This window comes from Microbulbifer pacificus, from assembly GCF_033723955.1.
GTDB lineage: Bacteria > Pseudomonadota > Gammaproteobacteria > Pseudomonadales > Cellvibrionaceae > Microbulbifer > Microbulbifer pacificus.
On record NZ_CP137555.1, the window covers coordinates 1,361,181 to 1,385,325 of the forward strand.

A 24,145-nucleotide genomic window follows, 5' to 3' on the forward strand; every position below is an offset into this window, starting at 1 on the left:
CAGGGCAGTCACAAACTCACCGCGCAGGCGGTTGACAAACAAACAACGCTGGGGATAATGTCGCGTCCCAAACGGGCCCCCGGCCCGATTGTTCGAGTTATCAAGATCCAGACAGGAGCAACCGGTGGCCAACTCACCTCAAGCGAAGAAACGCGCGCGCCAGAACGACAAGCGCCGCAATCACAACGCCAGTCTGCGCTCCATGGTGCGCACCTACATCAAAAAGGTAGTTGCAGCCATCGATGCAGGTGATACTGAAAAAGCCAAATCCGCTTACGCGGCTGCTGTGCCGGTCATCGACCGCATGGCCGACAAAGGCATTATTCACAAGAACAAGGCTGCTCGTCACAAGAGCCGCCTGAACGCCCAGATCAAGAAACTGGCCGCCTAAGCCAATTTCTGACTGAGCATAAAAAACCCCGCACATGCGGGGTTTTTTATTGCTCGAAAAAACCTACTGCCCCTTCTGCGAAGGTTCCGGTATCGGGAATTGCTTTGCGAGACCTTCCGCGAGAGGGACCTCGCGGAAGAGCCCCCATGGATGGGTTTACGGCGTGTCTCGCAAAGTAATTCCCGATGGCGGGACCGCCACTCAACGACGTAATCAGAGAAGGATTAGGTTGTCACGGTGGATCAGCTCGTCGTCATCGCGATAGCCCAGTAGCTCCACAATACGCTCCGACGATTGACCGCAGATCCGGGCGGCCTCACCGCTGTCATAATTCACCAGTCCGCGCGCAATCTCCTCGCCGCCAGCATTGAAGCAACTCACCAGATCACCGCGATGGAAGCGTCCGTCGATTCCCACCACACCCACCGGCAGCAGGCTTTTACCCTGACTGCGCAGCGCGCGCTCGGCACCACCATCCAGGTAGAGCTTGCCGCGCACCTGCAGCTGCCCCGCAAGCCAGCGCTTGCGCGCGGTCAGCGGATCCGCCTCCGGCATCAACAGTGTGCCGAGACACTCACCCGCCGCCACACGCTCGATGACCGCTTCCGTACTGCCGCCAACAATGACCGTGCGCGCCCCGGAGCGCGCCGCCAGCTGCGCCGCGCGCACCTTGGTGGACATACCGCCGCGACCGAGGCCACTGCGGGAGCCGCCGGCCATCGCCACCAGCCGCGGATCCGTGGCCACCGCCTCGCGCACCAGCTCGGCATTGGGATTGTCCCGAGGATCTTCGGTAAACAGGCCGTCCGCATCGGTGAGAATCAACAGCACGTCGGCCTCCACCAGGTTGGCCACCAGGGCTCCCAGGGTATCGTTGTCGCCGAAGCGGATCTCGTCGGTTACCACCGTGTCGTTTTCATTGATGATCGGCACCGCCCCCAGCGACAGCAGCGTACGCAGGGTACTGCGGGCATTGAGATAGCGGGTGCGATTGGAGAGGTCGTCGTGGTCCAGCAGGATCTGCGCGGTGCGGCAGTCATACTGGCCAAAGGCGTGCTCGTACACCTGCACCAGATGGCTCTGGCCGACGGCGGCGGCAGCCTGCAGCTGGTGGATGGACTCCGGGCGCTTGCGCCAGCCCAGGCGGTCCATGCCCGCAGCCACCGCACCGGAAGAAACCAGCAGCACTTCGATGCCCTGCCGGCGCAGGGTGCCGATCTGCCCCGCCCAGTTGTGGATCGCGGCGCGATTGACGCCGCGACCGTTGTCAGTGAGCAGAGCACTGCCGATTTTGATCACCCAGCGCTTGCTGGTGGAGAGTTGCTGACGCGACGAGATGGAATCCATTTCTTCCTCATATCAGGACGCACCCCTGCGGGTCGTACCTGTGCCAGGACAATCCTCTGTAAGGGCGGAAAACTTAACGACGATATTCTACATCGACGTCGTAGTCATCGTCGTCCCAATCTTCATCATCCTCGTCTTCTTCCTCGCCCTTGCGTCTGGCGCGCTGGGCCAGACGCACTTCCTCGATACGCTCACGCGCCTCGCGCTGCATCTGCCGCTGGGCCTCCTGCTCCGCCTCGAACAGATCGGCATCCACCTCTTCGCGATGCTTCACATCTTCGAGGTACTCCATCAGCTGGCCGCTCAACACATCGGTTCCTTCGCCACGGATGGCGGCGACGCGGAAAACCGGCCCCTGCCAGCCGAGCGCACTGACAATCGACTGGCAGCGCTCTTCCAGCTCGGCCGCCGGCACCAGATCGGTCTTGTTCAGTACCAGCCAGCGCTCGCGCCCCGCCAGGGTAGGACTGAAGGATTCCAGCTCGCGCTCGATGGCGAGTGCATTCTGCACCGGATCGGAGCCGTCAAACGGCGCCAGGTCCACCAGGTGCAACAGCACGCGACAGCGGGTCAAATGCTTGAGGAAACGGATTCCCAGACCCGCACCCTCTGAGGCACCTTCGATAAGGCCGGGAATATCGGCAATCACGAAGCTGCGATATTTCTGCACCTTCACCACGCCCAGGTTCGGCACCAGCGTAGTAAACGGGTAGTTAGCCACCTTCGGCTTGGCCGCGGATACCGCACGGATAAAGGTGGACTTGCCCGCATTCGGCAGACCGAGCATACCCACATCCGCCAGCACCTTGAGCTCCAGCTTGAGATTGCGAAACTCGCCGGGATAACCCGGGGTAGTCTGGCGCGGCGCGCGGTTGGTACTGGATTTGAAACGGGTGTTACCGATGCCGTGGAAACCACCCTGGGCCACCAGCAGCTTCTGACCCGGCTCCAGCAGATCGCCGAGGGTCTCCCCGGTATCCACATCAATGGCGGTGGTACCCACCGGTACTTTCAGGATCAGGTCTTCACCTTTGGCACCGGTGCAGTTGCGGCCGCGCCCGGCCTCGCCGCTCTGGGCCTGGTGGTTGGGCTGGAAGCGATAATCCACCAAGGTATTCAGGGAATCGTCGGCCAACAGATACACGGAGCCGCCGTCGCCGCCGTCACCGCCATCGGGGCCACCCTTGGCAATGAATTTCTCGCGCCAGAAGCTGCAACACCCTTTACCGCCGTTGCCGGCCTGCACCTTGATCGGTGCCTCATCTACAAATTTCATGACTCTACTTACCGGTTACCCGGTCTTCAGTGTAATTTGCCCGGGATCAATCCAAAAAAACGGGCAAGATACAAAAAAGCCCCGCAATTGCGGGGCTTTTTATCGGACGCTGTGACCGCTTAGGCAGTTTCGATAGAAACAAACTTGCGGTTATTCACGCCTTTCACCTCAAACTTCACTACGCCGTCGGCGGTAGCGAACAGGGTGTGATCTTTGCCCATACCAACGTTCACACCAGCGTGGAACTTGGTACCGCGCTGACGCACGATGATGCTGCCTGCAGAGACAGCCTGGCCGCCAAAGCGCTTCACGCCCAGGCGTTTACTTTCGGAATCGCGACCGTTGCGCGTACTACCGCCAGCTTTCTTGTGTGCCATGAGTCGTTACTCCTCTCTTATGCCTTGATGCCAGTGATCTTAACTTCGGTGTACCACTGACGGTGACCCTGACGCTTCAGGGAGTGCTTACGACGACGGAACTTGATGATTTTCACCTTGTCACCGCGGCCGTGGCCCAGAACTTCTGCAGTCACCTTGGCGCCTTCAACAACCGGCGCACCGATGCTGATGGTTTCGCCGTTAACTACCATCAGAACCTTATCGAAATCGACAGATTCGCCGGTAGCTACTTCAATTTTTTCCAGGCGCAGAACTTCGCCTTCTACTACACGGTGTTGCTTGCCACCGCTCTCAAAAACAGCGTACATATTTCTATGCTCCAACAAAATGGACGACACGAAGCAGCGGCCGGGCCCAATCACCAGTAATTGGTGACCACCTGGCCAGCATTTTGGGAGCTTGCGCCGTTTGGTTAAAACGTCTTCCCGGCCCGTGGACTACCCCATGATCGAGCATGGCAGGTAAGCCCGGATTGAGCGGGGCGCAGATTCTAATCAATTCGGCCGTCTGGCACAATAGCGCGTTTTTCGGACAACCTTTGCCTCGCGCCTTTCCGCCCGGGGCCAAAACCGCTAGTCTTGCCGCCGACAGAAAACCAAAGCGCAGTATAAGGAATCCTGCATGTTGCCTTTCCACCAGGTAGCCGCCGACGATTTTGCGGCGGTCAATCAGACCATCATCGACCAACTGCACTCGGACGTTCCCCTGGTGGAGAACATTGGTCACTATCTGGTCGAGGCCGGCGGCAAGCGCCTGCGCCCACTACTGGTGCTGCTGTGTGCCCGCGCGGCGGGATACCAGGGCGGCGATCATATCAGTCTGGCGGCGATCATTGAGTTTATCCACACCGCGACCCTGCTGCACGACGATGTGGTGGACACCTCTGACATGCGCCGCGGCCGTATCACCGCCAATGCCCAGTGGGGCAATGCGCCGGCGGTGCTCGTTGGTGACTTCCTGTACTCGCGCGCGTTCCAGATGATGGTGGCACTGAAAGACATGGACATCATGGCGATCCTGTCTGACACCACCAACACCATTGCCGAGGGCGAGGTGCAGCAGCTGGTGAACGCCGGAGATCCCGCGGTCACGGAGGCCAACTACCTCAATGTTATCCACAAGAAGACCGGCGCGCTGTTCGAAGCGGCCTGTGAAACCGCGGCGGTACTCGCCGGCTGCAGCGCGGACGAGCGCGAATCCCTGAAACTCTACGGTCGCCATCTGGGCTCTGCGTTCCAGCTGGTGGACGATGCGCTGGATTACCGCGGCAATTCGGAAGAGCTGGGCAAGAATGTGGGCGACGACCTCGCCGAGGGCAAACCCACCCTGCCGCTGATTTACGCTATGGCGAATGGCACCGAAGAACAAGCGGCGCTGGTGCGGGAGGCGATCGAGCAGAAATCGGCGGATAAGCTCGCCGAGATTGTTACGGCTATCGAGGCTTGTGGTGCGCTCGATTACACCTTTGACCGCGCCAGGAAAGAAGTAGAACTTGCGTTGGAAAAACTGGAATTTTTGCCAGATGGGGAGCACAAGACTGCGCTTCGGCAGTTGGCGGAATTTTCGATCCAGCGGACCACTTAATGAAAAGCCCCGGAAAATTCCGGGGCTTTTTGTTTGTGGTTCTGATTGTTTGTGGTTCTGAAGCAGGTCCTGTGGCGGCTGGGTACCGGGTGCGGGTTTTCAGGACCGCTGTGAACCCATCCCTGGGCGCTGCGGCGCAAACATCCTGTTTGCGACGCTCCTGAAAACCCGCACCCGGCACCCCGCCTTCACATCGCACTTTGGTACTTCGACGCTATTGCCATAAACGAAGTGCGAAAGCTCGAAGCGAAGGCCCTGATATCGGGGACTGCCTCGCGAGACCTTCTAAAACAGGGATGTTTTAGAAGAGCCCCCATGGATGGGTTCACGGCGTGTCTCGCGAGGCAGTACCCGATAGCAGGGTCGCCACCATTCTCAACTACGAAGTCCCAACCAAAAAACCACTTAACCGCGAATCAGCGCCAGCAACTCTTCGGTCTTGGCCTTCATCAACGCCTCATCCCCACGGGACTCGACGTTCAAGCGTACAACCGGCTCGGTGTTGGACATACGCAGGTTGAAGCGCCAGTCGTCAAACGCGATGCTCAGGCCATCCACATGCTCAACGCTGTTGGCGCCGGCCGCGTATTTTTCTTCCGCCGCCTGCAGCAGTGCTTTCGGGTCTGCGACCTTGGAGTTGATCTCGCCACTGCACGGGAAGGCTTTCATGCGCTCACCCACCAGCTGAGACAGGGACTTGCCGCTGTGGCTCACCAGCTCCGCCACCAGCAGCCACGGAATCATGCCGCTGTCACAGTAGGCGAAATCGCGGAAGTAGTGGTGCGCGCTCATTTCGCCGCCGTAGATGGCGTCTTCCTTGCGCATGCGCTCCTTGATAAACGCATGGCCAGTTTTGCTCTGTACCGGCTCGCCGCCCGCGGCTTTGACGATATCTTCGGTATTCCATGTCAGGCGCGGGTCGTGTACCACCTTGGCACCCGGGTGTTTGGCCAGGAAGGCTTCCGCCAGCAGGCCGACCACGTAGTAGCCCTCGATAAATTCACCGCTCTCATCGAAGAAGAAACAGCGGTCAAAGTCGCCGTCCCAGGCGATACCGAAGTCCGCGCCGCTTTCACGCACCGCAACTGCGGTGGATTCACGGTTTTCCGGCAGGATCGGGTTGGGGATACCGTTGGGGAAGTTGCCGTCTGGCTCGTGGTTTACGCGCACGAACTCAAATGGTAGGTGCGGGGCCAGGGCGTCAACAACCGCGCCGGCGCCGCCGTTACCGGCATTCACCACCAGTTTCAGCGGTTTCAGAGCGGGCACATCCACATAGCCCAGCAGGTGTTTAACGAAGTCGTCGCGGTGCGCGAAGCTGTGCAATTCACCGCGTTTTTCCACCGCGGCGAAATTGTTGTCTTCCGCGAGTTTTTTGATGTCGAGCAGGCCGGTGTCACCGCTGATAGGACGAGAGCCCGAGCGCACGAACTTCATGCCGTTGTAATCCATGGGATTGTGGCTTGCAGTCACGCAGATGCCGCCGTCGAAATCGCCATGGAATGTGGAGAAATAGATTTCCTCGGTACCGCACTCGCCGATATGGTACACATCGGCGCCGGCGTCGCGCAGGCCGTTGGCCAGGGCGTCGGTCAGTTCGCCGCTGGTGAGGCGAATATCGTGTCCCACCACCACGCGGCGCGCGCCCAGGAACTGCGCGAAGGCGCGGCCTACACGATAGGCCACGTCGGTATTCAGTTCATCCGGCACACGGCCGCGCAGATCGTAAGCTTTAAAGCAGGTCAACTCTGTCATATCAACCTTTTCCCCCAGGTAAATAAATTGTTTTGTATACGTGATTGGTGGCTTCGATAAAGCCGTCGACTGAACCGCAGTCGAAACGGCGACCTTTGAATTTATACGCGAGAACACAACCTCTCTGCGCCTGCGTCAGGAGCGCATCGGTGATCTGCACCTCACCGTTCTTCCCCGGTGGCGTTTCGCGAATCAATTCAAAAATATCTGGCGTGAGAATATAGCGACCGATAATGGCCATATTGCTCGGCGCGTCCTCTGCCGCCGGCTTTTCCACCATGTCGGTGACCTGAAACAGGCCCGGTTTGATTTCGTTGCCGGCAATGACCCCAAACTTGTGGATCTGGTCCTGTGGCACTTCTTCTACCGCGACAATGCTGCAGCGGAACTGGTTGAAGAGTTGAACCATCTGCCCGAGAACCCCGAGCTCGTCATTGAGACAGAGGTCGTCTGCAAGGACCACGCCAAAAGGCTCATCGCCGATCAGGCGCTGCCCCTGTAGGATGGCATCACCCAGTCCGCGCATTTCTCCCTGGCGGGTGTAGGAAAAACTGGCGCTGTCGATGACCTTGCGCACGCTGTCGAGGTAACGCTCTTTGCCGGTACCGGCAATCTGGTGTTCGAGCTCAAAATTGGTATCGAAATGGTCCTCGATGGCGCGCTTGCCGCGACCGGTGACAAAGCCGATCTCGGTCAGGCCGGCCTCGATGGCCTCTTCCACCCCGTACTGCACCAATGGCTTGTTGACCAGTGGCAGCATTTCCTTGGGCATGGCTTTGGTCGCGGGCAGGAAGCGGGTGCCGTAGCCCGCCACCGGGAAAAGACATTTTTTGAGCATTACACCTCCCTCACTAGAATTCCGCAGCAACGCCCATCATTGCGGTCCGGCCGCAACTTATCACAATTCTATTGCAAGATTCAGGCAATAATCGGTCGACCTCGCCGGACCGGGCAAACTGGCAAGATGTACGGAGTTTCGCGCCACAAGCCGAGGGTCAAGGGCCAATTGAGACAGTTTCGGTCACAAAAAGGGGAATGACCGACTGGACAAGCTATCCCCAGACTTTAGAATGCCGGCTCGTGTAAAGAATGCCCAAAATCGGGGACCCAATGAGTAATTTCGTTCAAAAAAGCAGCTACACCCGCGAAGAACTCCTGGCCTGTGGCCGTGGAGAGATGTTCGGCCCGGGCAATGCCCAGCTGCCCACCCCCAACATGCTGATGCTGGACCGCATCACCCACATCGCTAAAGACGGCGGTGAGTTCGGTAAAGGCGAGCTGATTGCCGAGCTGGATATCACCCCCGACCTGTGGTTCTTCGACTGCCACTTCCCCGGCGACCCGGTGATGCCTGGCTGCCTCGGCCTCGACGCCATGTGGCAGCTGCTGGGCTTCTTCCTGGCATGGAAAGGTAATCCCGGTCGCGGTCGCGCGCTGGGCTGTGGCGAAGTGAAGTTCACCGGCCAGATCCTACCGACCAACAAGAAGGTTACTTACCATATCGAGATGAGCCGCCTGGTGGAGCGCAAGCTCGTCATGGGTATCGGCAATGGTTCCGTATCCGTAGACGGTCGCGAAATCTACACCGCCAAAGACCTGCGTGTCGGCCTGTTTACGCGCACAGACAACTTTTGATCCGACCGTCTGTCACATAAAAAAATAACAATTCACCAACAAGTTTTATTGGAGATCACTATGCGCCGGGTAGTCATTACCGGAATGGGCATCACTTCCTGCATCGGCAACAACACGCAGGAAGTGCTGGCCTCCCTGAAGGCCGGCCGCAGCGGCATCCGCTTTATGGACGAATACGCCGAGCTGGGCCTGCGCAGCCAGGTCGCCGGTGTCGTCGATATCGACTTCAAGGAACACATCGACCGCAAGCATCTGCGCTTTATGGGCGACTCCGCCGCCTACGCGTACATTGCCATGGCCGAGGCCATTGCCATGGCAGGCCTGGAAGAGTCGGATATTTCCAATCCCCGCACCGGCCTGGTGATGGGCTCCGGCGGCACTTCCACCGCGGCCATCATCGAGTCCGCCGAGATCACCAAGACCCGCGGTGTGCGCAAGGTCGGGGCCTTCCGCGTGCCCCAGGTGATGGGCAGCACCGTATCTGCGTGTCTCGCCACCCCGTTCAAGATCAAGGGCGTGAACTACTCCATTTCCTCCGCCTGCGCCACCTCCGCGCACTGTATTGGCAACGGTGCCGAGCTGATCCAGATGGGCAAGCAGGACATCGTGTTTGCCGGCGGCGGCGAGGAACTGGCCTGGAGTCTGACCCACCTGTTCGACGCCATGGGCGCGCTGTCCTCCAAGTACAACGACACCCCCACCAAGGCCTCCCGCCCCTACGACGCCAACCGCGACGGTTTCGTGATCGCCGGCGGCGGCGGCTGTGTGGTACTCGAAGAGTACGAACATGCCAAGGCCCGCGGCGCCAACATCATCGCCGAGCTGGTGGGCTATGGCGCCACCTCCGACGGCTATGACATGGTGGCCCCGAGCGGCGAAGGCGCGGCGCGCTGCATGCAGCAGGCACTGGCGGGCATGGACGGCAAGGGCCTGGAAGGCAAGGTCGATTACATCAATACCCACGGCACCTCCACCCCGGTGGGCGACGTGGCCGAACTGCGCGCGATGAAAGAAGTGTTTGGCGACAAGGTACCGGCATTCGCCTCCACCAAGTCCCTCACCGGCCACTCCCTGGGTGCCGCCGGCGTGCAGGAAGCCATCTACACCCTGCTGATGATGCAGAACGGCTTTATCGCCGCCTCGGCCAACGTGGAGACCATCGACGAAGCGGCCGTGGGCCTCGACCTGGTGACCGAGCTGCGGGAGACAGAAGTTCGCCGGGCGCTGTCCAATAGCTTCGGTTTTGGTGGCACCAACGCCAGCCTGATCTTCGACAAGATCTGATCGCTCTGGCTTTCCGCCAAACAAAAAGGGCGAGTCGCACTGCGACTCGCCCTTTTTGTTTTTGACCCGCCTGGATCTCACATGCGATCAGGTCTCTGCCTTCTGCAGTCGTTCCAGCCACAGCTCTACCTGACGCGTCAGCCCCTGGCGCCAGCTGCGCTGCTGGATACCGAATACGTCCCGCAACCGCGCGCAACTCAGCACTGAAGAGCGGTCTTCCGGCGCGGGATCCACAGGCCGCAGGTCCGCTGCGTAATCCTCACCGTAGAGGGAGCGCACCCGGTCTACCACTTCGCGACCGAACTCCATGGCGCTGCAGTTATCCGCCGAACCGTAGTGGTAAATACCGGATTTCGGTGCACCACTGGCCAGCTGCTGGGCCATGGCCACCACGACCCGCACCAGGTCGGCGACGGTTACCGGGTTGCCGCGGCTCACATCATCCAGGGTAACCGGCTTGCCGTTGAGCAGGCCGCGGATGACCCGCGCCAGCAGTGCACGCTCACTGCGGTCCACCTGCCAGCCGAGACGCAGGATGCTGACATTGTTTTCAGCAAGGCTTTCCTCAACGCTCTCGCCGGCCAGAATCTGCTCGCAGGCCAGCCAGTGCCGTCCGATTTCCGAACTGGGCGCGGGTACGGTTTCCTCGTCGATTTTCTTGCTGCGGGCACGCCCGAACACACCGTAAGAGGAGAGGTGCAGCAGCGCAGTATACGGCTGCCCCCGCAGGGCCTCGCACACCGCACGGGCCTCGCTCATATGCACGCTGCCAGCACAGCTGGCGGCGTTGATCACGAGGGTACCCGTGCGCGCCGTAAAGGAGGCCGCCGCGAGCTGCTCAAGCCCCAGCAACTGCACCCGGAAGCCCACCTTCTGCAACCCCTTCTGCAGGGGAGCGTCGATGGCATTGCCGGCACCGATCAGGACCACGGTGTCGGGTTGATAACCCGTGTGTTGCATGGAGGAGCCAGCCAGAATCAGAAGGGGATATCGTCGTCGAAGCTGTTATCGAACCCGCCCATAGGCGCCGGATTGTTCGCCGGGCGATTCTGCGGCTGGCCCTGGGACTGATTGGAATGGTTGGAGGGCGCCATGGGAGAAGGCGCAGAGCGGCCCTGGGCGTATTCGTCCTGATAGCCACCCTGGTTGTAACCGCCATCCTGCTGCTGGTAGCCGCCGCCCTGGCCGCCCTGCTGGTAACCGCCGCCCTGCTCGCCACGACCGTCCAGCATCTGCATTTCACTGGCGACGATCTCGGTGGTGTAGCGGTCCTGGCCAGATTGCTTGTCCTGCCACTTGCGGGTGCGCAGGGAGCCTTCCAGATAGACCTTGCTACCCTTGCGCAGGTACTCGCCGGCAATTTCCGCCAGACGGTTGAAGAACACCACGCGGTGCCACTCGGTGCGCTCCTGGTTTTGACCGGTCTGCTTGTCTTTCCAGGTCTCGGAGGTCGCCAGGGTCACATTGGTGACGGCACCGCCGCTGGGCAGGTAGCGGGTTTCCGGGTCGCCGCCCAGATTGCCAATCAGAATTACTTTGTTAACGCCCCTGGCCATACGCCTCTCCTCTCGCGGCCCGTCGACGGGCCCGTTAAATGGTCAATAGTTCAAATTCGGTAAAGCGACATCGCGACCGGTCATTCGCCGGGGCGCCTGCATCGCCAGCAGTGTATTTTTATCCAGCAGCATACAACACTCGGGCGGGAGCCGTCACCGCCGCTCCGTATCGCCCGGCGCCTGCGCAAAAAGATCCCCTTCAGAGGCTTGCAAGCGGTACACGAGTACCGCGCATCTGCCACCAGGCAATGGACCACACCAGCAGAATTCCCAGCGCCAGCGTCGCCACGGCACCGGCGCCACCCTGGCCGTATACCAGACCACCGAGGCTGCCGCCGGCGAAGGCGCCGAGGAACTGTAGGGTCGCATAGAGGCCGGTGGCGGCGCCGCGGCACTCCGCCGGCGCCACGCGGGTGAGCTGGGCGGGCAGCAGTGCTTCCAGCAGGTTGAACGCGAGGAAGAACACTCCCAGACAGGCGACAATCCAGCGCCCATGCACCTGCGGCATCAACGCCACCCCACCGAAGACCAGCCCGAGCAACGCCAGGCGCATGGCCGCGGGAACCCGCTGGCGCTTCTCCGCCGCTCGCATCAGCGGCAGCATCAGCACAAAGGCGCCCAGCATCAGCGGGCCGTAGAGTTTCCAGTGCTGTTCACTGGGCATATGCAACTGATCCACCAGCAAGTGTGGCAGCGGCACAAACATCATGGTCAGCAGCAGATGCAGGAAAAATACTCCACTCACCAGCCGCCATACATCCCCCTGGCGCAGAAGGCGGGTGAAGTCCCCCTGCCCCGGGCCGCGCCTCGCCGAGTGCTGTGGATTCGGTACCAGGCGCCACACCAGTAACATCCCCACCAGCGCCAGCAAAGCGGTCAACCAGAAGATGGCGGACAGGCCGCCGAGGCCCGCCACCAGCGGACCCAGCACCACTGCGAGCACAAAGGCGACCCCGATGGAGGCGCCGATCACGGCCATCGCCTTGCCGCGATTTTCATCCCGGGTCAGGTCCGCCGCCAGCGCCATGGTGGCCGCGGCAATGGCACCGGCACCCTGCAGCATGCGCCCGGCAATCAGGCCGAAGACGGTATCCGTCAGCGCCGCCACCACGCTGCCGATGGCAAAGACCGACAGCCCGAGAAAGATCACCGGCTTGCGCCCCCAGCGATCGCTCAGTATTCCCAGCGGAATCTGCAGCAGCGCCTGGCTCAGGCCGTAAGCGCCCAGCGCCAACCCCAGCAGCGCCGGCGTGCTGCCGCTGTAATCGGCGCCGTACAGGGACAGCACCGGCAGCACCATAAACAGGCCCAGCATGCGGAATACATAGAGGGATGCGAGACCGGCAAGTGCGCGGCGTTCAGTGGAATTCATGCAGGAGGATCCGGAGACGGCATAAAACGGGGCGCATTGTAGCAGCGGAAGCGACGGAGTTAGATCCCCCGTCGCCTAACGACCATATAGCGCAGATTTATCGACACATCAATGTCGATTTTTCCCATCAATTGCGCCCGTATTTGTCCTCGAAGCGGACGATATCGTCCTCGCCGAGATAACTGCCGGACTGCACCTCGATCAGCTCCAGGGGAATCGCGCCCGGGTTTTCCAGGCGGTGAACCACACCGAGGGGAATGAAGGTGGACTCGTTTTCGGTCAGCAGCAGCTGGTCGTCCCCGCGGGTCACCTTGGCGGTGCCGCGCACCACAATCCAGTGCTCGGCGCGGTGATGGTGCATCTGCAGGGACAGCTGGCAGCCGGGCTTGACCACAATACGCTTCACCTGGAAGCGCGGGCCGGCGTCAATGGAGTCGTAGTAACCCCAGGGGCGGAACACCTTGCGGTGATTTTCCGCTTCGCTGCGCGCGCTCTGCTTCAGGCGTTGCACCAGTTTTTTCACGTCCTGCACCCGGCCCTTGTGGGCGACCATCAGGGCGTCGTCGGTGTCTACCACCACCAGGTCCTGCACCCCGAGAATACCTACAAGACGATCGCCGCCGTGCACCAGGCAGCCGCTGGCATCTTCCGCCAGTACATCGCCGCGCAGCAGGTTGTCATTCTCATCCCGCTCCGCCAGTTCCCACAGCGCGGACCAGGAACCCACATCGCTCCAGCCCGCCTGCATCGGTACCACGGCGGCGGATTCGGTTTTCTCCATCACCGCGTAGTCAACCGAGACCGAGGGGCAGCGGCCGAAGGCAGCGGCGTCGATACGGGTGAAATCCAGGTCGCGCGCAGCGCCGGTCAGCGCGGCGCGGCAGGCGTCGAGCATCGCCGGGTTGTGTTGCGCCAGCTCTTCCAGGTAGCGCGAAGCGCGGAACAGGAACATGCCACTGTTCCAGTTGTAGTCGCCGCTGGCGAGATACTGCTCGGCGGTGGCGAGATCGGGCTTCTCCACGAACTCCGCCACCTTCCAGCCGCACTCCAGCGCATCACCACTGCGGATGTAGCCGTAGCCGGTCTCGGCGCAGGTGGGCACGATTCCGAAAGTGACCAAGAGGCCATCTTCCGCCAGTTTCTTTGCCGCACTCACGGACTGCTGGAACGCCGCGGTGTCGGCCACCACGTGATCCGCCGGCAGCACCAGCAGCAGCGGATCCTGCCCCTGCTCCATGGCACAGAGCGCCGCCAGCGCGATGGCCGGGGCGGTGTTGCGGGCACAGGGTTCCAGCAGAATGGACTGGGCAGCGCGCCCCACTTCCTGCAACTGCTCGGCCGCGGCAAAGCGATGGGCCTCATTGCAGACCAGAATTGGCGCTTCCACTTCCGGCAGGCCGTCAAGCCGCAGGGCCGTGGCCTGGAGCATGGTCTGGTTGCCGGCGAGAGAGAGGAACTGCTTGGGGTAGGCTTCGCGGGACAGCGGCCACAGGCGCGAGCCGGTGCCACCGCAGAGAATGACGGGAATCATGCTTTCCTTATCCACACTGGGTTATTCAATGGAATTGGGTTGCCGGCATTTTGGCACAATCGCCCACCGGATTATACTTGACCGTTTTCTTCCGCCCGGTCTTTCCGCCGGGTAAAACCACAGCAGAACAGGACGCCGAGTGGACACGATTTACGTCAGAGGTGCACGCACCCACAACCTGAAGAATATCGACCTGGATATTCCCCGCGACAAGCTGATCGTGATTACCGGGCTGTCCGGCTCTGGTAAGTCCTCACTCGCCTTCGACACCCTGTATGCCGAGGGCCAGCGCCGCTACGTGGAGTCGCTCTCCACCTACGCGCGCCAGTTCCTGTCGATGATGGAAAAGCCGGATGTGGATACGGTGGAGGGGCTGTCACCGGCCATCTCCATTGAACAGAAGTCTACCTCCCACAACCCCCGCTCCACCGTGGGCACCATCACCGAGATTTACGACTACCTGCGCCTGCTGTTTGCCCGCGTCGGTGAGCCGCGGTGCCCCGAGCACCACGAGCCGCTGCAGGCGCAGACCATCAGCCAGATGGTGGACCAGGTGCTGGCGCTGCCCGAGGGCACCAAGATCATGCTGCTGGCACCGGTGGTTCGCGACCGCAAAGGCGAGCATTTGCACGTGTTCGAACAGCTGCGCCGCGACGGTTTTGTGCGCGCGCGCATCGACGGCACCGTGTGCGATCTCGACGACACCCCCAAGCTGGACAAGCGCAAGAAACACACGGTGGAAGTGGTGGTGGACCGCTTCAAGGTGCGCGACGACCTGCAGCTGCGCCTCGCCGAATCCTTCGAGACCGCACTCAACCTGACCGACGGCATCGCCGCCATCAGCTATATGGACGGCGACCGCGACGACCAGATGTTCTCCGCCCGCCACGCCTGCCCGGTGTGTGATTACTCACTAGACGAACTGGAACCGCGCCTGTTCTCGTTCAACAACCCCGCCGGTGCCTGCCCCAGTTGTGACGGTCTGGGCGTGAAGCAGTTCTTTGACGAGGACAAGGTGATCCTGGATCCGGAGAGCAGCATCTCCGAGGGCGCCATCCGCGGCTGGGACAGACGCAATATCTACTACTACCACATGCTCACCTCACTGGCGGAGCACTACGGCTTCGATATCGACAAGCCATGGCAGAAGCTCGCGAAAAAATATCGCGAAGTCATCCTGCATGGCAGCGGCGATACCCCGGTCGACTTCAGCTACGTGAACGACCGCGGCGACGTCACCATCCGCCGCCACACCTTCGAGGGCATCATCCCCAACTTCCAGCGCCGCTACCGGGACACCGAATCCCAGTCCGTGCGCGAGGAGCTGGCGAAATACCTGAGCACCCAGCGATGCCCGGATTGCGAGGGCACCCGCCTGCGCCGCGAGGCGCGCAATGTATTCGTGGACAACCGCACCCTGTCACAGATCACCGAACTGCCGGTGGGCGACGCGTTTGACTACTTTGCCAACCAGCTGAAGTTCCAGGGCGCGCAGAAAGAGATTGCCGACAAGATTCTCAAGGAGCTGCGCGACCGCTTCCGCTTCCTGGTGGATGTGGGCCTCAACTACCTGACCCTGAACCGCAGTGCCGAAACCCTGTCTGGCGGCGAAGCCCAGCGTATCCGCCTGGCGAGCCAGATCGGCGCCGGCCTTGTGGGCGTGATGTACATCCTCGACGAGCCTTCCATCGGCCTGCACCAGCGCGACAACGAGCGCCTGCTCGCCACCCTCACCCACCTGCGGGATATCGGCAACACCGTGATCGTGGTGGAACACGACGAGGATGCGATCCGCGCTGCGGATTTCCTGATCGATATCGGCCCCGGTGCCGGCGTACACGGCGGTGAAGTCGTCGCCGCCGGTACCCACGAGCAGGTGGCCAGTTGCGAGCGCTCACTTACCGGCCAATACCTGTCGGGCAAGAAGCAGATCGCGGTACCGGATAAACGTATCGCCGCCGGCGACAAGCTGCTGCGTATCGAGGGTGCCACCGGCAACAACCTGAAGAATGTCGATCTGGAAATCCCGGTGGGGCTGTTCACCTGTATCACTGGCGTGTCCGGTTCCGGCAAATCCACCCTGATCAACACCACCCTGTACCCACTCGCCGCCACCGCACTCAACAAGGCAACGACGCTGAAAGCGTCGCCGCACAAGGCAATCAAGGGCCTCGATCATTTCGACAAATGTGTGGATATCGACCAGAGCCCTATCGGCCGCACCCCGCGCTCCAACCCTGCCACCTACACCGGTATTTTCACGCCGATCCGCGAGCTGTTCTCCGGCACCCAGGAAGCGCGCTCCCGCGGCTACAAACCCGGGCGCTTCAGCTTTAACGTCAAGGGCGGCCGCTGCGAGGCCTGCCAGGGCGACGGCGTGATCAAGGTGGAAATGCACTTCCTGCCGGACATCTACGTGCCCTGTGACACCTGTAAGGGCAAGCGCTACAACCGCGAAACGCTGGAGGTGCAGTACAAGGGCAAGAGCATTCACGAAGTGCTGGAAATGACCGTGGAAGACGCGCGGGAATTTTTCGATCCAGTGCCGGCGATCGCCAAGAAACTGCAGACGCTGATGGATGTGGGACTCTCTTACATCAAGCTCGGCCAGGCGGCCACCACCCTGTCCGGTGGTGAAGCACAGCGGGTGAAACTGTCTCGCGAACTGTCCAAGCGGGATACCGGCCAGACCCTGTACATTCTCGACGAGCCCACCACCGGCCTGCATTTTGCGGATATCCAGTTGCTGCTGGATGTACTGCACCGCCTGCGGGACCACGGCAACACCATCGTGGTGATCGAGCACAACCTGGACGTCATCAAGACCGCCGACTGGATTGTGGACCTCGGCCCCGAGGGCGGCTCCGGCGGCGGTGAGATCATTGCCACGGGTACTCCCGAGCAAGTCGCAAAAATAAAGGCATCCCACACCGGGCGTTTCCTGAAATCGATGCTCGCGACTGCGCGCAAATAAACCCGAGATTCCGACAATTCCCTTCCGGTGCGCAATGTTTTTACACTGCGCACCTCGCCATCGCATAGCGGCCCAACCCTGTTGGGCTGATTCGATGGGCCAGTTCCCATTTCCCTCCCGCTCAATTAATTGTCCGGTTATTCATCGAGAAGTCCGGTGAATCCTCGACCAATACCTATAATTTCCGCGGTAGACCGGATCTCGATCGGATGCAGGAATAGGTTTTCCCGCAGCTTCCGAACCAGCAGCAAGATCAAATTCCGGAACAAACCATACGCTTTAGACCTTTATTTCTTACTGCAGCCAAATAAAAGTAATTTCCGGCTCAGAAAGGCATTGCTCCAGTATTACCAGAACAAGGAAGTTCCCCGAAATGGATAGCCCATCTCGTTTCAAGAATTATTTGCGGCACATGAAACATTGGCTCGTCGTAAAAACCACACCCCGTACCAACCGTGTTTACACCCAGTTCTATCGCTTCCCTCACCAGTACCGCGCACTGGTGGAACAGGTGTTACCACAGATGATCGGCAATACGGCACCGCCACTGCGCATTCTGGTATTCGGCTGCTGCAGTGGTGCCGAACCCATTTCGCTGTCTGCGGTTCTGCGCCATCACTTCCCGAAACTGGACTACCGCATCGAGGCATATGACATCGTTCCGGAAGTCATCGAGCGCGCACAGGATCCGCGTTACAGCCGCGAGGAGGTTTACCAGGGGCCCTTCGTTACCGAACAGTTTGTCAGCGAAACCTTTGACCTCGCCGGCGACGTCTACCGCGTAAAACCGGAGATATTGCAGCCGATTACGTTCAAGGTCGGCGACATGCTGGATACCAATTTCATTACCAAGCTCGGACAAGCCGACCTGGTATTTGCACAAAACGTCCTGTTCCACCTACCGGCACCAAATGCACGCCGCGCCTTTGCCAATTTGCAGCGGCTGTTGCACCCGGGCGCCGCGCTGTTCGTGAATGGCATGGACATGGGCATGCGCGTGCACCTCACCAAAAAATTCCATCTCCAGCCGGAAGAATACCTGATCGAGGAAATTCACAACGATGCCCGCCAGGATCGCGGCGATGCCTGGGCCAGCGCTTACTGGGGCAGAAAGCCTTTCAGCCGTCGTTCCCGCGAATGGATTCGCGAGCATTGCACCATTTACCGTAAGGCCAGCGTATGAACACTGTGGAAGAATCCCTGCTGATTTTTAGCGACTTCACCCTCGAGGAAACAGAAAAGTCCGTCGCCCAACGATTTGAAAAACTTGTCGCCATCTACGGCGACCGGCTGGCGATCACCGATGCCAACGCATCGGTCAGTTACAGTGCACTCAACCAGTTGGCCAACCGCATGGCGCGGGAAATTCTCGCGCTGGCACCGGCTCAAGAGCCGGTGCGCATTGCCCTGTATCTGGAAAAGGGTATCCCCCAGATCGCGGCGATACTCGCCGTGCTGAAATGCGGCCACGCCTATGTTCCCATCGACCCGGCGTTTCCCGCCGAGCGCAACAGCTACATATGCCGCGAGTCCGGAGCGGCGCTGATCCTGAGCAATAACGCCAACTACGCCGATGCCCACGCGCTCGCCGATAGCGATGCTCACATTCTCAATCTTGACACCATTTCCGACCGCACCTCCAGCGACAATCTTGATCTCGAGATAAGCCCCGACGCACTGGCCTACATAATCTACACTTCCGGCTCCACCGGCCGGCCCAAAGGTGTAGTGCAGAACAACCGCAACCTGTTGCACGGCTGTATGCGTCGCAGCAACCTGCAGAACGTGGTTCCGCAGGATCGCATGACCCTGTTCTACTCCTGCAGCGTCATCGCGTCGGTCTACTGTATTTTCGGCGCGCTGTTGAATGGCGCCGCGCTCTTTCCCTACGACTTTCACCGCGACGGCGTGGAAAAACTCGCGGACTGGCTCAAGTCCCGGCGCATTACCATTTATCATTCGGTCGCGTCCCTGTTCCGCGAATTTGCCGCACACTATCGTCGTCAACCCGATGACCACTTCAGTATCCGCCTGGTGACATTTGGCGGCGAGCGGGTTCTCACCAGCGATGTGGAACTGGCGCGTCTGGTCTTCTCCCCGTTTATCGAGTTCTATACCGGGCTCGGTTCCACCGAGACCGGCACCATCCGCTACTTCCACATAGGCCCCGACACCCGCCTCGAGGGCGACGTGGTCCCGATCGGGTACCCGGTGGAAGGGGTTGAGGTAGTACTGCTGGGTGATGACGGCCGCGAAGTGGCGCAGGGTGAGATCGGCGAGATTACTGTGCGCAGTCGCTATCTGGCCCTGGGTTACTGGAAAAACCCGCAGGCGAGCGCCAGCGCCTTCAGCCGAGATCACGAAGATCCCTCTATCACCATCTACCATACGGGCGACCTCGGCCAGATGGATGCCGATGGGCTGCTGCACCACCGCGGACGCAAGGATTTCCAGGTGAAAATCCGCGGCTTCCGCGTTGAGGTCAGCGAAGTGGAAGCTCGCCTGCTTGCACACCCTGACATTGCCGAAGCGGTGGTGGTCGCTCGCGATTTCCGCGGAGAAACCCAGCTGGTGGCCTACCTGGTGCCACTGGAGGGTGCTGCGCCCAGTGTGCAGCAACTGCGCGATTTTCTCGGTGAACAGCTCACTTACTACATGATCCCCACCGTATACGTACGCCTGGATCAACTGCCGAAAACACCCAACAACAAGGTCGATCGCAACGCGCTGCCATCACCGGAAAGTGACAACTTGCTGGCGGGAGCCCCACTGGTAGCGCCGAACGGGCACATCGAGGAATCCCTGGTGGGCTTCTGCCGGGATTTGTTGGCAAGGGACGATATCAGCGTCCGTGAGAATTTTTTTGCCCTCGGTGGCCACTCCCTGAGCGCCGCGCAACTGCTGGCCCGCATCAACGAACAGTTTCATGTGAATCTGGATATGCGCAGTATTTTCGAGGCAGTGGATCTGCGCGCCCTGGCCCAACGTATCGACGCCGCGGCACCCGCGATATCGCAGGACGGTCACAGAGCACCACTCGAGCATGCGCCCGCGGGCGCCCGTATCCCACTCAGCTCCGCCCAGAAGCGCATGTGGCTCGCGGAAAAACTGTGGGGCAACAGCCACGCCTATAAGATTTCCAACACCGTGCTGCTGCGGGGCAAGCTGGAATTTTCCGCGCTGGAGCAGGCCCTCGCCACAATCCTGGCACGCCACGACATACTGCGTACCCGCTTCCCAGAAGACGCCGAGGGTCCGTATCAGCAAGTCGTAGCTGCGGGAGAATTCCACCTGCCGGTAATTGACCTGCGCACGCAACCGCAGCGCGGGCGCGCCAGTCGTGCCAGCCGCGCCCTGGCCTATTGCCGCAAACTTCTGAACGAGCCGGAGTCTTTGGCGCAGGGCCCCCTGTTTCGCGCACTGTTAGTTCGCATCGACGATTCGGCGGCCGTGCTCGCCCTGAGCTTCCACCACATCATCTACGACAATATCTGGTCCAGCGGAATTTTCTTTCGCGAGCTGGGTTTGTGCTATCAGGCATTTGCCCACAACCAGCCTGTGTCACTGGCACCGCTGCCACTGCAGTTCGCCGACTATTCCTACTGGGAGCAGCGGCAGCTCGAGAGCCCAGAGTATCAGCAGCAGCTGGCTTACTGGCGAAACCAGCTCGCCGATTTGCCTGCACCGCTGGATTTCCCGGCAGATCGCCTACGACCACAAACACCAGACTTCAGCGGTGGGATGATCACGTTCAAGTTGCCGGCGGCACTGTCGGCGGCAGTGCGCACCCTCGCGCGGCAAGAGTCCGTGACCAGCTTCATGCTACTGCTTGCCGCCTGGCAACTGTTCCTGCACCGCTATACCCAGCAGACGGACATTGTTGTCGGCACGCCCAGCGGCCGCCGTCAGTATACGCAGACCGAGTCGATGATCGGGCTGTTCATCAACACGTTGGTACTGCGCACCGATTTTTCCGGGGAACTGGATTTCCGCACATTGCTACAGCGCGTGCGCGCGACCACCATTGACGCCTTTGCCAATGACCGGGTGCCGTTTGAAAACCTGGTGGCGGAACTGAATCCCCCCCGCGGAGCGGGCGAATCACCTTTCTTCCGCCACCTGTTTATTCACCGTAATGAGCGCGCCGATCACTGGAAAATCCCGGGATTGAATGTCACCCCGCTGCATACCCACAGCGGTGGGGCGAAATTCGATCTCACCCTCTCCGTTCTCGAGGGCGACAAAGGGATTTCCGGCACGCTCGAATATCGTTCCGCCATGTTCGATCGCGAAACTGCCGTCAGCCTGTGTCGTAACTTTGAACAACTGCTGACGAGTATTGTGGAAATGCCGGAATGCCCACTGCCGCAACTGCCTCTGGTGGCGGCCGCTGAACGCAAGCTGCTGTGCGAAGAGTGGAACCACAGTGAAGCGGAATTGCCGCTGCAGTCGACCGCCGCGCAACTGTTCGAGCGACAGGCGCAGGCGTGTGGAGAGCGCACCGCGCTGGTAAGCCAGGGCGAGCGCCTGAGTTACCGCCAGTTGAATCTGCGAGCCGATGGTCTGGCGCGACAACTGCACGCGCGCGGCCTGCACACCGGCGGACTGGTTGCGGTATGCATGGAGCGCTCGGCAAACCTCATCGTCGCACTGCTCGCGGTATGGAAAGCCGGCGGCGCCTATGTGCCGCTGGACCCGATGTTCCCGGAGGATCGCCTTGCCCACATACTGGAAGACAGCGCTGCAGGTTTTCTGATCACCGATACGGCAAGTAGCGGCAAGCTTGCGAACTTTGCTGGAGAAGTCGTGCTGCTGGACGACAGCCGCCACTTTGAAGCCCGTGACGACGCGGAGCTATCGGATCCCGGCACGCCACTGCCAGGTGCGGACTCCAGCAATACCGCCTATGTAATCTATACCTCCGGGTCCACCGGCAAGCCCAAAGGCGTGCAGATTTCACAGCGCAGCCTGGTCAATTTTCTCTGTTCAATGCAGGCCAAGCCCGGTTTCAGCGCAGACGACACCCTGCTGGCGGTCACCACCGTCTGCTTCGATATCGCCATGCTGGAGCTGTTCGTACCCCTGCTCAGCGGTGGGCGTCTGGTCATTCAGGACTGGAAGCAGTCCCGTGATCCGCTGGCACTACAGGAGAGCCTGCGCCGCGAGAACGTGACCGTTATGCAGGCGACCCCCTCAACCTGGAGAATGCTGCTTGACCACGGCTGGCAGGGCGACCCCGCTGTGCGCGTCTTGTGCGGCGGCGAGGCCATGGGGCGCGACCTGGCCGCACGCCTGCTGGAGCGCCGCCTGGAGATCTGGAACCTCTACGGCCCCACAGAAACCACCATCTGGTCGTCCATCAGCCCCATCCTTGCCCCGGAAGATGCCGCATTTATCGGCGAGCCGATCGCCAATACCAGCCTGTACGTCCTGGACCCGGCGGCGCAGCTGTTGCCCATAGGCGTTCCCGGCGAGCTGTGTATCGGCGGCGAAGGACTGGCGCAGGGCTACCTCAACCGCGAAGAGCTCACCCGCGAAAAATTCTTTGATTGCGCAGCGCTCGACGGCAAACGGCTGTATCGCACCGGAGACCTGGTCGTGCGCCACCGCGATGGCCGTATTGAGTATCTGGGGCGCATGGACCACCAGGTAAAAATCCGCGGCTTTCGTGTCGAGGTGGGTGAAATTGAAGCACTGCTTACGGAAATACCCGCCGTGCGCCAGAGTGTGGTCATTGCCCACGACGACGACAGCGGCAGCAAATACCTGGTGGCCTACCTGATTGCAAACGACAGTGGTGAAGAGTGTCGCGTGCCCGATAGTGAATTACTGCGTCGACACCTGCGGCATTCGCTACCGGAGTACATGGTGCCCTCAGCATTTGTCAGCCTAACGGAGTTTCCGCTTACGCCCAATGGCAAAGTGGATCGCAAGGCGTTTGCGCCACCTAGCGCAACGACGATCAGCGAAATTCCCGACGATATTACCGCGACGATCCGCGGTGTTTTCGAGGCCCTGCTGAAAATCCAGGTTTCCTCTTTGGACACCAGCTTTTTTGACCTCGGCGGACATTCACTATCCGCACTGAATGTCATTGCGAGGCTAAATACACTGTTTGGTATCGAGCTGCCGCCCACCCTGCTGTTCGATTTCCCGAGCGTGAAAGCGCTCGCCCAGGCGGTACAACAGTTCCGCAACGGACAATCGGAACAACAGGTACTGGCCTCCGCCAGTGTGGATGAAAAAACGGAGCAACAGGTCAATGCGATTCTGAACAAATTGCAGCACCTTAAGCACGCCGATGACCTGCCCAACTTCCCCCATGGCATGAAGATGCGCCGCTCTTGGCTGGCGTCACGTGTACTCGCGCCGCTGTTCGCCATTCCCCGTCATTTCGTGCGCGAGCGGGTGCAAAAGCTCATCCTCAAGCTCGAAGGAGGCTCCACATTCAGCCTCACCATGCGCGAACTCTATCGCAAGCACTTCAATATCGAGGTGGGCGATTTCACCAGCGTTACCTTTGACAAGTTAAAACTGCGGGCCAACACCCGCGTTGGCAAGTACTGCACAATTTATCGCACGGTGCGCTTTCAGACTGCGGATCACCCGCGCAATACCTTGTCGACGCACGGCATCTTTTACTATGCGGGCATGGGCTTTAGCGCCGGGTATGCCCTGGACCGGGTGCGCATCGAGGTGGGCAACGACGTATGGATCGGCGATGGAGCCAAAATCCTCTACCCAACGAGCAAAATCGGCGACGGTGCCGTGATCGCTGCCGGTGCTATCGTCATTGAAGATGTCCCCCCCTACGCCGTGGTTGCGGGATATCCCGCGCGGGTGGTGCGCTACCGCTTCTCCCAGGAAACCATCGCCAAACTACTCGATCTCCAGTGGTGGAAAATGTCACCCAATGAACTGCACCGCGGCAGGCGCGAGTTCCTGAAACCAGTGGAAGGTGAGCGAATTCGCTGAATCCCGGACATCTAGAATAAAAACCGTAAAAAATTAACAAGGATCTGTAAATGAACTCGGAATTGGA

At 60.4% G+C, this 24,145-nt stretch carries 17 protein-coding genes; 7 read left to right on the top strand and 10 right to left on the bottom strand.

Features of this window, described 5'->3' with window-relative positions; all coding sequences use genetic code 11:
• Positions 1 to 124 precede the first annotated feature (124 nt).
• Entirely contained in the window at positions 125 to 391 is a 267-nt protein-coding gene (gene rpsT / locus R5R33_RS06095; RefSeq protein WP_318955150.1) for a 30S ribosomal protein S20, read from the top strand.
• A gap of 213 nt (positions 392 to 604) precedes the next feature.
• On the opposite strand, the gene proB is transcribed toward rpsT, so the two are convergent.
• The 4 genes from proB to rplU form a co-directional block, all read right to left on the bottom strand.
• Positions 605 to 1,738: a glutamate 5-kinase gene (gene proB / locus R5R33_RS06100; protein WP_318955151.1), complete on the bottom strand. Its 1,134-nt coding sequence runs from the start codon at positions 1,736 to 1,738 to the stop codon at positions 605 to 607.
• A gap of 73 nt (positions 1,739 to 1,811) precedes the next feature.
• The gene (gene cgtA / locus R5R33_RS06105) at positions 1,812 to 3,014 is read right to left on the bottom strand and encodes an Obg family GTPase CgtA (protein WP_318955152.1); all 1,203 of its coding nucleotides are present in this window, start codon (positions 3,012 to 3,014) and stop codon (positions 1,812 to 1,814) included.
• A 119-nt stretch (positions 3,015 to 3,133) separates the two neighbouring features.
• On the bottom strand, positions 3,134 to 3,391 hold the full coding sequence (gene rpmA, locus R5R33_RS06110; protein WP_318955153.1) for a 50S ribosomal protein L27: 258 nt from the start codon (positions 3,389 to 3,391) through the stop codon (positions 3,134 to 3,136).
• 17 nt (positions 3,392 to 3,408) lie between these two features.
• Entirely contained in the window at positions 3,409 to 3,720 is a 312-nt protein-coding gene (rplU, locus tag R5R33_RS06115; protein WP_318955154.1) for a 50S ribosomal protein L21, read from the bottom strand.
• A gap of 313 nt (positions 3,721 to 4,033) precedes the next feature.
• Here rplU and ispB point away from each other — a divergent pair, with 313 nt between their 5' ends.
• Positions 4,034 to 4,996: an octaprenyl diphosphate synthase gene (gene ispB / locus R5R33_RS06120; protein ID WP_318955155.1), complete on the top strand. Its 963-nt coding sequence runs from the start codon at positions 4,034 to 4,036 to the stop codon at positions 4,994 to 4,996.
• 405 nt (positions 4,997 to 5,401) lie between these two features.
• Here ispB and R5R33_RS06125 read toward each other — a convergent pair whose 3' ends face one another.
• Positions 5,402 to 6,751 carry a phosphohexomutase domain-containing protein gene (locus tag R5R33_RS06125; protein ID WP_318955156.1) on the bottom strand — a complete coding sequence of 450 codons (1,350 nt, stop codon included), beginning with the start codon at positions 6,749 to 6,751 and terminating at the stop codon, positions 5,402 to 5,404.
• A gap of 1 nt (position 6,752) precedes the next feature.
• The gene (gene galU / locus R5R33_RS06130; RefSeq protein ID WP_318955157.1) at positions 6,753 to 7,589 is read right to left on the bottom strand and encodes a UTP--glucose-1-phosphate uridylyltransferase GalU; all 837 of its coding nucleotides are present in this window, start codon (positions 7,587 to 7,589) and stop codon (positions 6,753 to 6,755) included.
• 272 nt (positions 7,590 to 7,861) lie between these two features.
• Here galU and fabA point away from each other — a divergent pair, with 272 nt between their 5' ends.
• Together fabA and fabB are read left to right on the top strand one after the other, a co-directional pair.
• Positions 7,862 to 8,386 carry a 3-hydroxyacyl-[acyl-carrier-protein] dehydratase FabA gene (gene fabA / locus R5R33_RS06135; protein WP_318955158.1) on the top strand — a complete coding sequence of 175 codons (525 nt, stop codon included), beginning with the start codon at positions 7,862 to 7,864 and terminating at the stop codon, positions 8,384 to 8,386.
• A 60-nt stretch (positions 8,387 to 8,446) separates the two neighbouring features.
• Entirely contained in the window at positions 8,447 to 9,670 is a 1,224-nt protein-coding gene (fabB, locus tag R5R33_RS06140) for a beta-ketoacyl-ACP synthase I (RefSeq protein WP_318955159.1), read from the top strand.
• 87 nt (positions 9,671 to 9,757) lie between these two features.
• On the opposite strand, the gene R5R33_RS06145 is transcribed toward fabB, so the two are convergent.
• The 4 genes from R5R33_RS06145 to R5R33_RS06160 all read right to left on the bottom strand — a co-directional run bounded on the left by R5R33_RS06145 (position 9,758) and on the right by R5R33_RS06160 (position 14,129).
• Positions 9,758 to 10,630, bottom strand: a complete 873-nt coding sequence (locus R5R33_RS06145) for a sugar nucleotide-binding protein (RefSeq protein WP_318955160.1) — start codon at positions 10,628 to 10,630, stop codon at positions 9,758 to 9,760.
• Positions 10,631 to 10,647: 17 nt separating this feature from the next.
• Positions 10,648 to 11,226, bottom strand: coding sequence for a single-stranded DNA-binding protein (gene ssb / locus R5R33_RS06150; RefSeq protein ID WP_318955161.1), 579 nt, complete (start codon positions 11,224 to 11,226; stop codon positions 10,648 to 10,650).
• 199 nt (positions 11,227 to 11,425) lie between these two features.
• Positions 11,426 to 12,598, bottom strand: coding sequence for an MFS transporter (locus R5R33_RS06155; RefSeq protein ID WP_318955162.1), 1,173 nt, complete (start codon positions 12,596 to 12,598; stop codon positions 11,426 to 11,428).
• Between the two features lie 127 nt (positions 12,599 to 12,725).
• Complete coding sequence (locus tag R5R33_RS06160; protein WP_318955706.1) at positions 12,726 to 14,129, bottom strand: mannose-1-phosphate guanylyltransferase/mannose-6-phosphate isomerase; 1,404 nt, start codon at positions 14,127 to 14,129, stop codon at positions 12,726 to 12,728.
• A gap of 139 nt (positions 14,130 to 14,268) precedes the next feature.
• Between R5R33_RS06160 and uvrA the strand changes: the two genes are divergently transcribed.
• The 3 genes from uvrA (at position 14,269) to R5R33_RS06175 (ending at position 24,078) form a co-directional block, all read left to right on the top strand.
• Complete coding sequence (uvrA, locus tag R5R33_RS06165) at positions 14,269 to 17,103, top strand: excinuclease ABC subunit UvrA (protein WP_318955163.1); 2,835 nt, start codon at positions 14,269 to 14,271, stop codon at positions 17,101 to 17,103.
• 412 nt (positions 17,104 to 17,515) lie between these two features.
• Positions 17,516 to 18,286: a CheR family methyltransferase gene (locus tag R5R33_RS06170; RefSeq protein ID WP_318955164.1), complete on the top strand. Its 771-nt coding sequence runs from the start codon at positions 17,516 to 17,518 to the stop codon at positions 18,284 to 18,286.
• On the top strand, positions 18,283 to 24,078 hold the full coding sequence (locus tag R5R33_RS06175; protein WP_318955165.1) for a non-ribosomal peptide synthetase: 5,796 nt from the start codon (positions 18,283 to 18,285) through the stop codon (positions 24,076 to 24,078). The genes R5R33_RS06170 and R5R33_RS06175 overlap by 4 nt, the downstream gene beginning before the upstream one ends.
• Positions 24,079 to 24,145 lie beyond the last annotated feature (67 nt).

Excerpts from the sequence above, each read along its gene's own strand:
- proB (WP_318955151.1), bottom strand. The coding sequence starts at position 1,738 with ATGGATTCCATCTCGTCGCGTCAGCAACTCTCCACCAGCAAGCGCTGG.
- cgtA (WP_318955152.1), bottom strand. The coding sequence starts at position 3,014 with ATGAAATTTGTAGATGAGGCACCGATCAAGGTGCAGGCCGGCAACGGC.
- rpmA (WP_318955153.1), bottom strand. The coding sequence starts at position 3,391 with ATGGCACACAAGAAAGCTGGCGGTAGTACGCGCAACGGTCGCGATTCC.
- rplU (WP_318955154.1), bottom strand. The coding sequence starts at position 3,720 with ATGTACGCTGTTTTTGAGAGCGGTGGCAAGCAACACCGTGTAGTAGAA.
- ispB (WP_318955155.1), top strand. The coding sequence starts at position 4,034 with ATGTTGCCTTTCCACCAGGTAGCCGCCGACGATTTTGCGGCGGTCAAT.
- R5R33_RS06125 (WP_318955156.1), bottom strand. The coding sequence starts at position 6,751 with ATGACAGAGTTGACCTGCTTTAAAGCTTACGATCTGCGCGGCCGTGTG.
- galU (WP_318955157.1), bottom strand. The coding sequence starts at position 7,589 with ATGCTCAAAAAATGTCTTTTCCCGGTGGCGGGCTACGGCACCCGCTTC.
- fabA (WP_318955158.1), top strand. The coding sequence starts at position 7,862 with ATGAGTAATTTCGTTCAAAAAAGCAGCTACACCCGCGAAGAACTCCTG.
- fabB (WP_318955159.1), top strand. The coding sequence starts at position 8,447 with ATGCGCCGGGTAGTCATTACCGGAATGGGCATCACTTCCTGCATCGGC.
- R5R33_RS06145 (WP_318955160.1), bottom strand. The coding sequence starts at position 10,630 with ATGCAACACACGGGTTATCAACCCGACACCGTGGTCCTGATCGGTGCC.
- ssb (WP_318955161.1), bottom strand. The coding sequence starts at position 11,226 with ATGGCCAGGGGCGTTAACAAAGTAATTCTGATTGGCAATCTGGGCGGC.
- R5R33_RS06155 (WP_318955162.1), bottom strand. The coding sequence starts at position 12,598 with ATGAATTCCACTGAACGCCGCGCACTTGCCGGTCTCGCATCCCTCTAT.
- R5R33_RS06160 (WP_318955706.1), bottom strand. The coding sequence starts at position 14,129 with ATGATTCCCGTCATTCTCTGCGGTGGCACCGGCTCGCGCCTGTGGCCG.
- R5R33_RS06170 (WP_318955164.1), top strand. The coding sequence starts at position 17,516 with ATGAAACATTGGCTCGTCGTAAAAACCACACCCCGTACCAACCGTGTT.
- R5R33_RS06175 (WP_318955165.1), top strand. The coding sequence starts at position 18,283 with ATGAACACTGTGGAAGAATCCCTGCTGATTTTTAGCGACTTCACCCTC.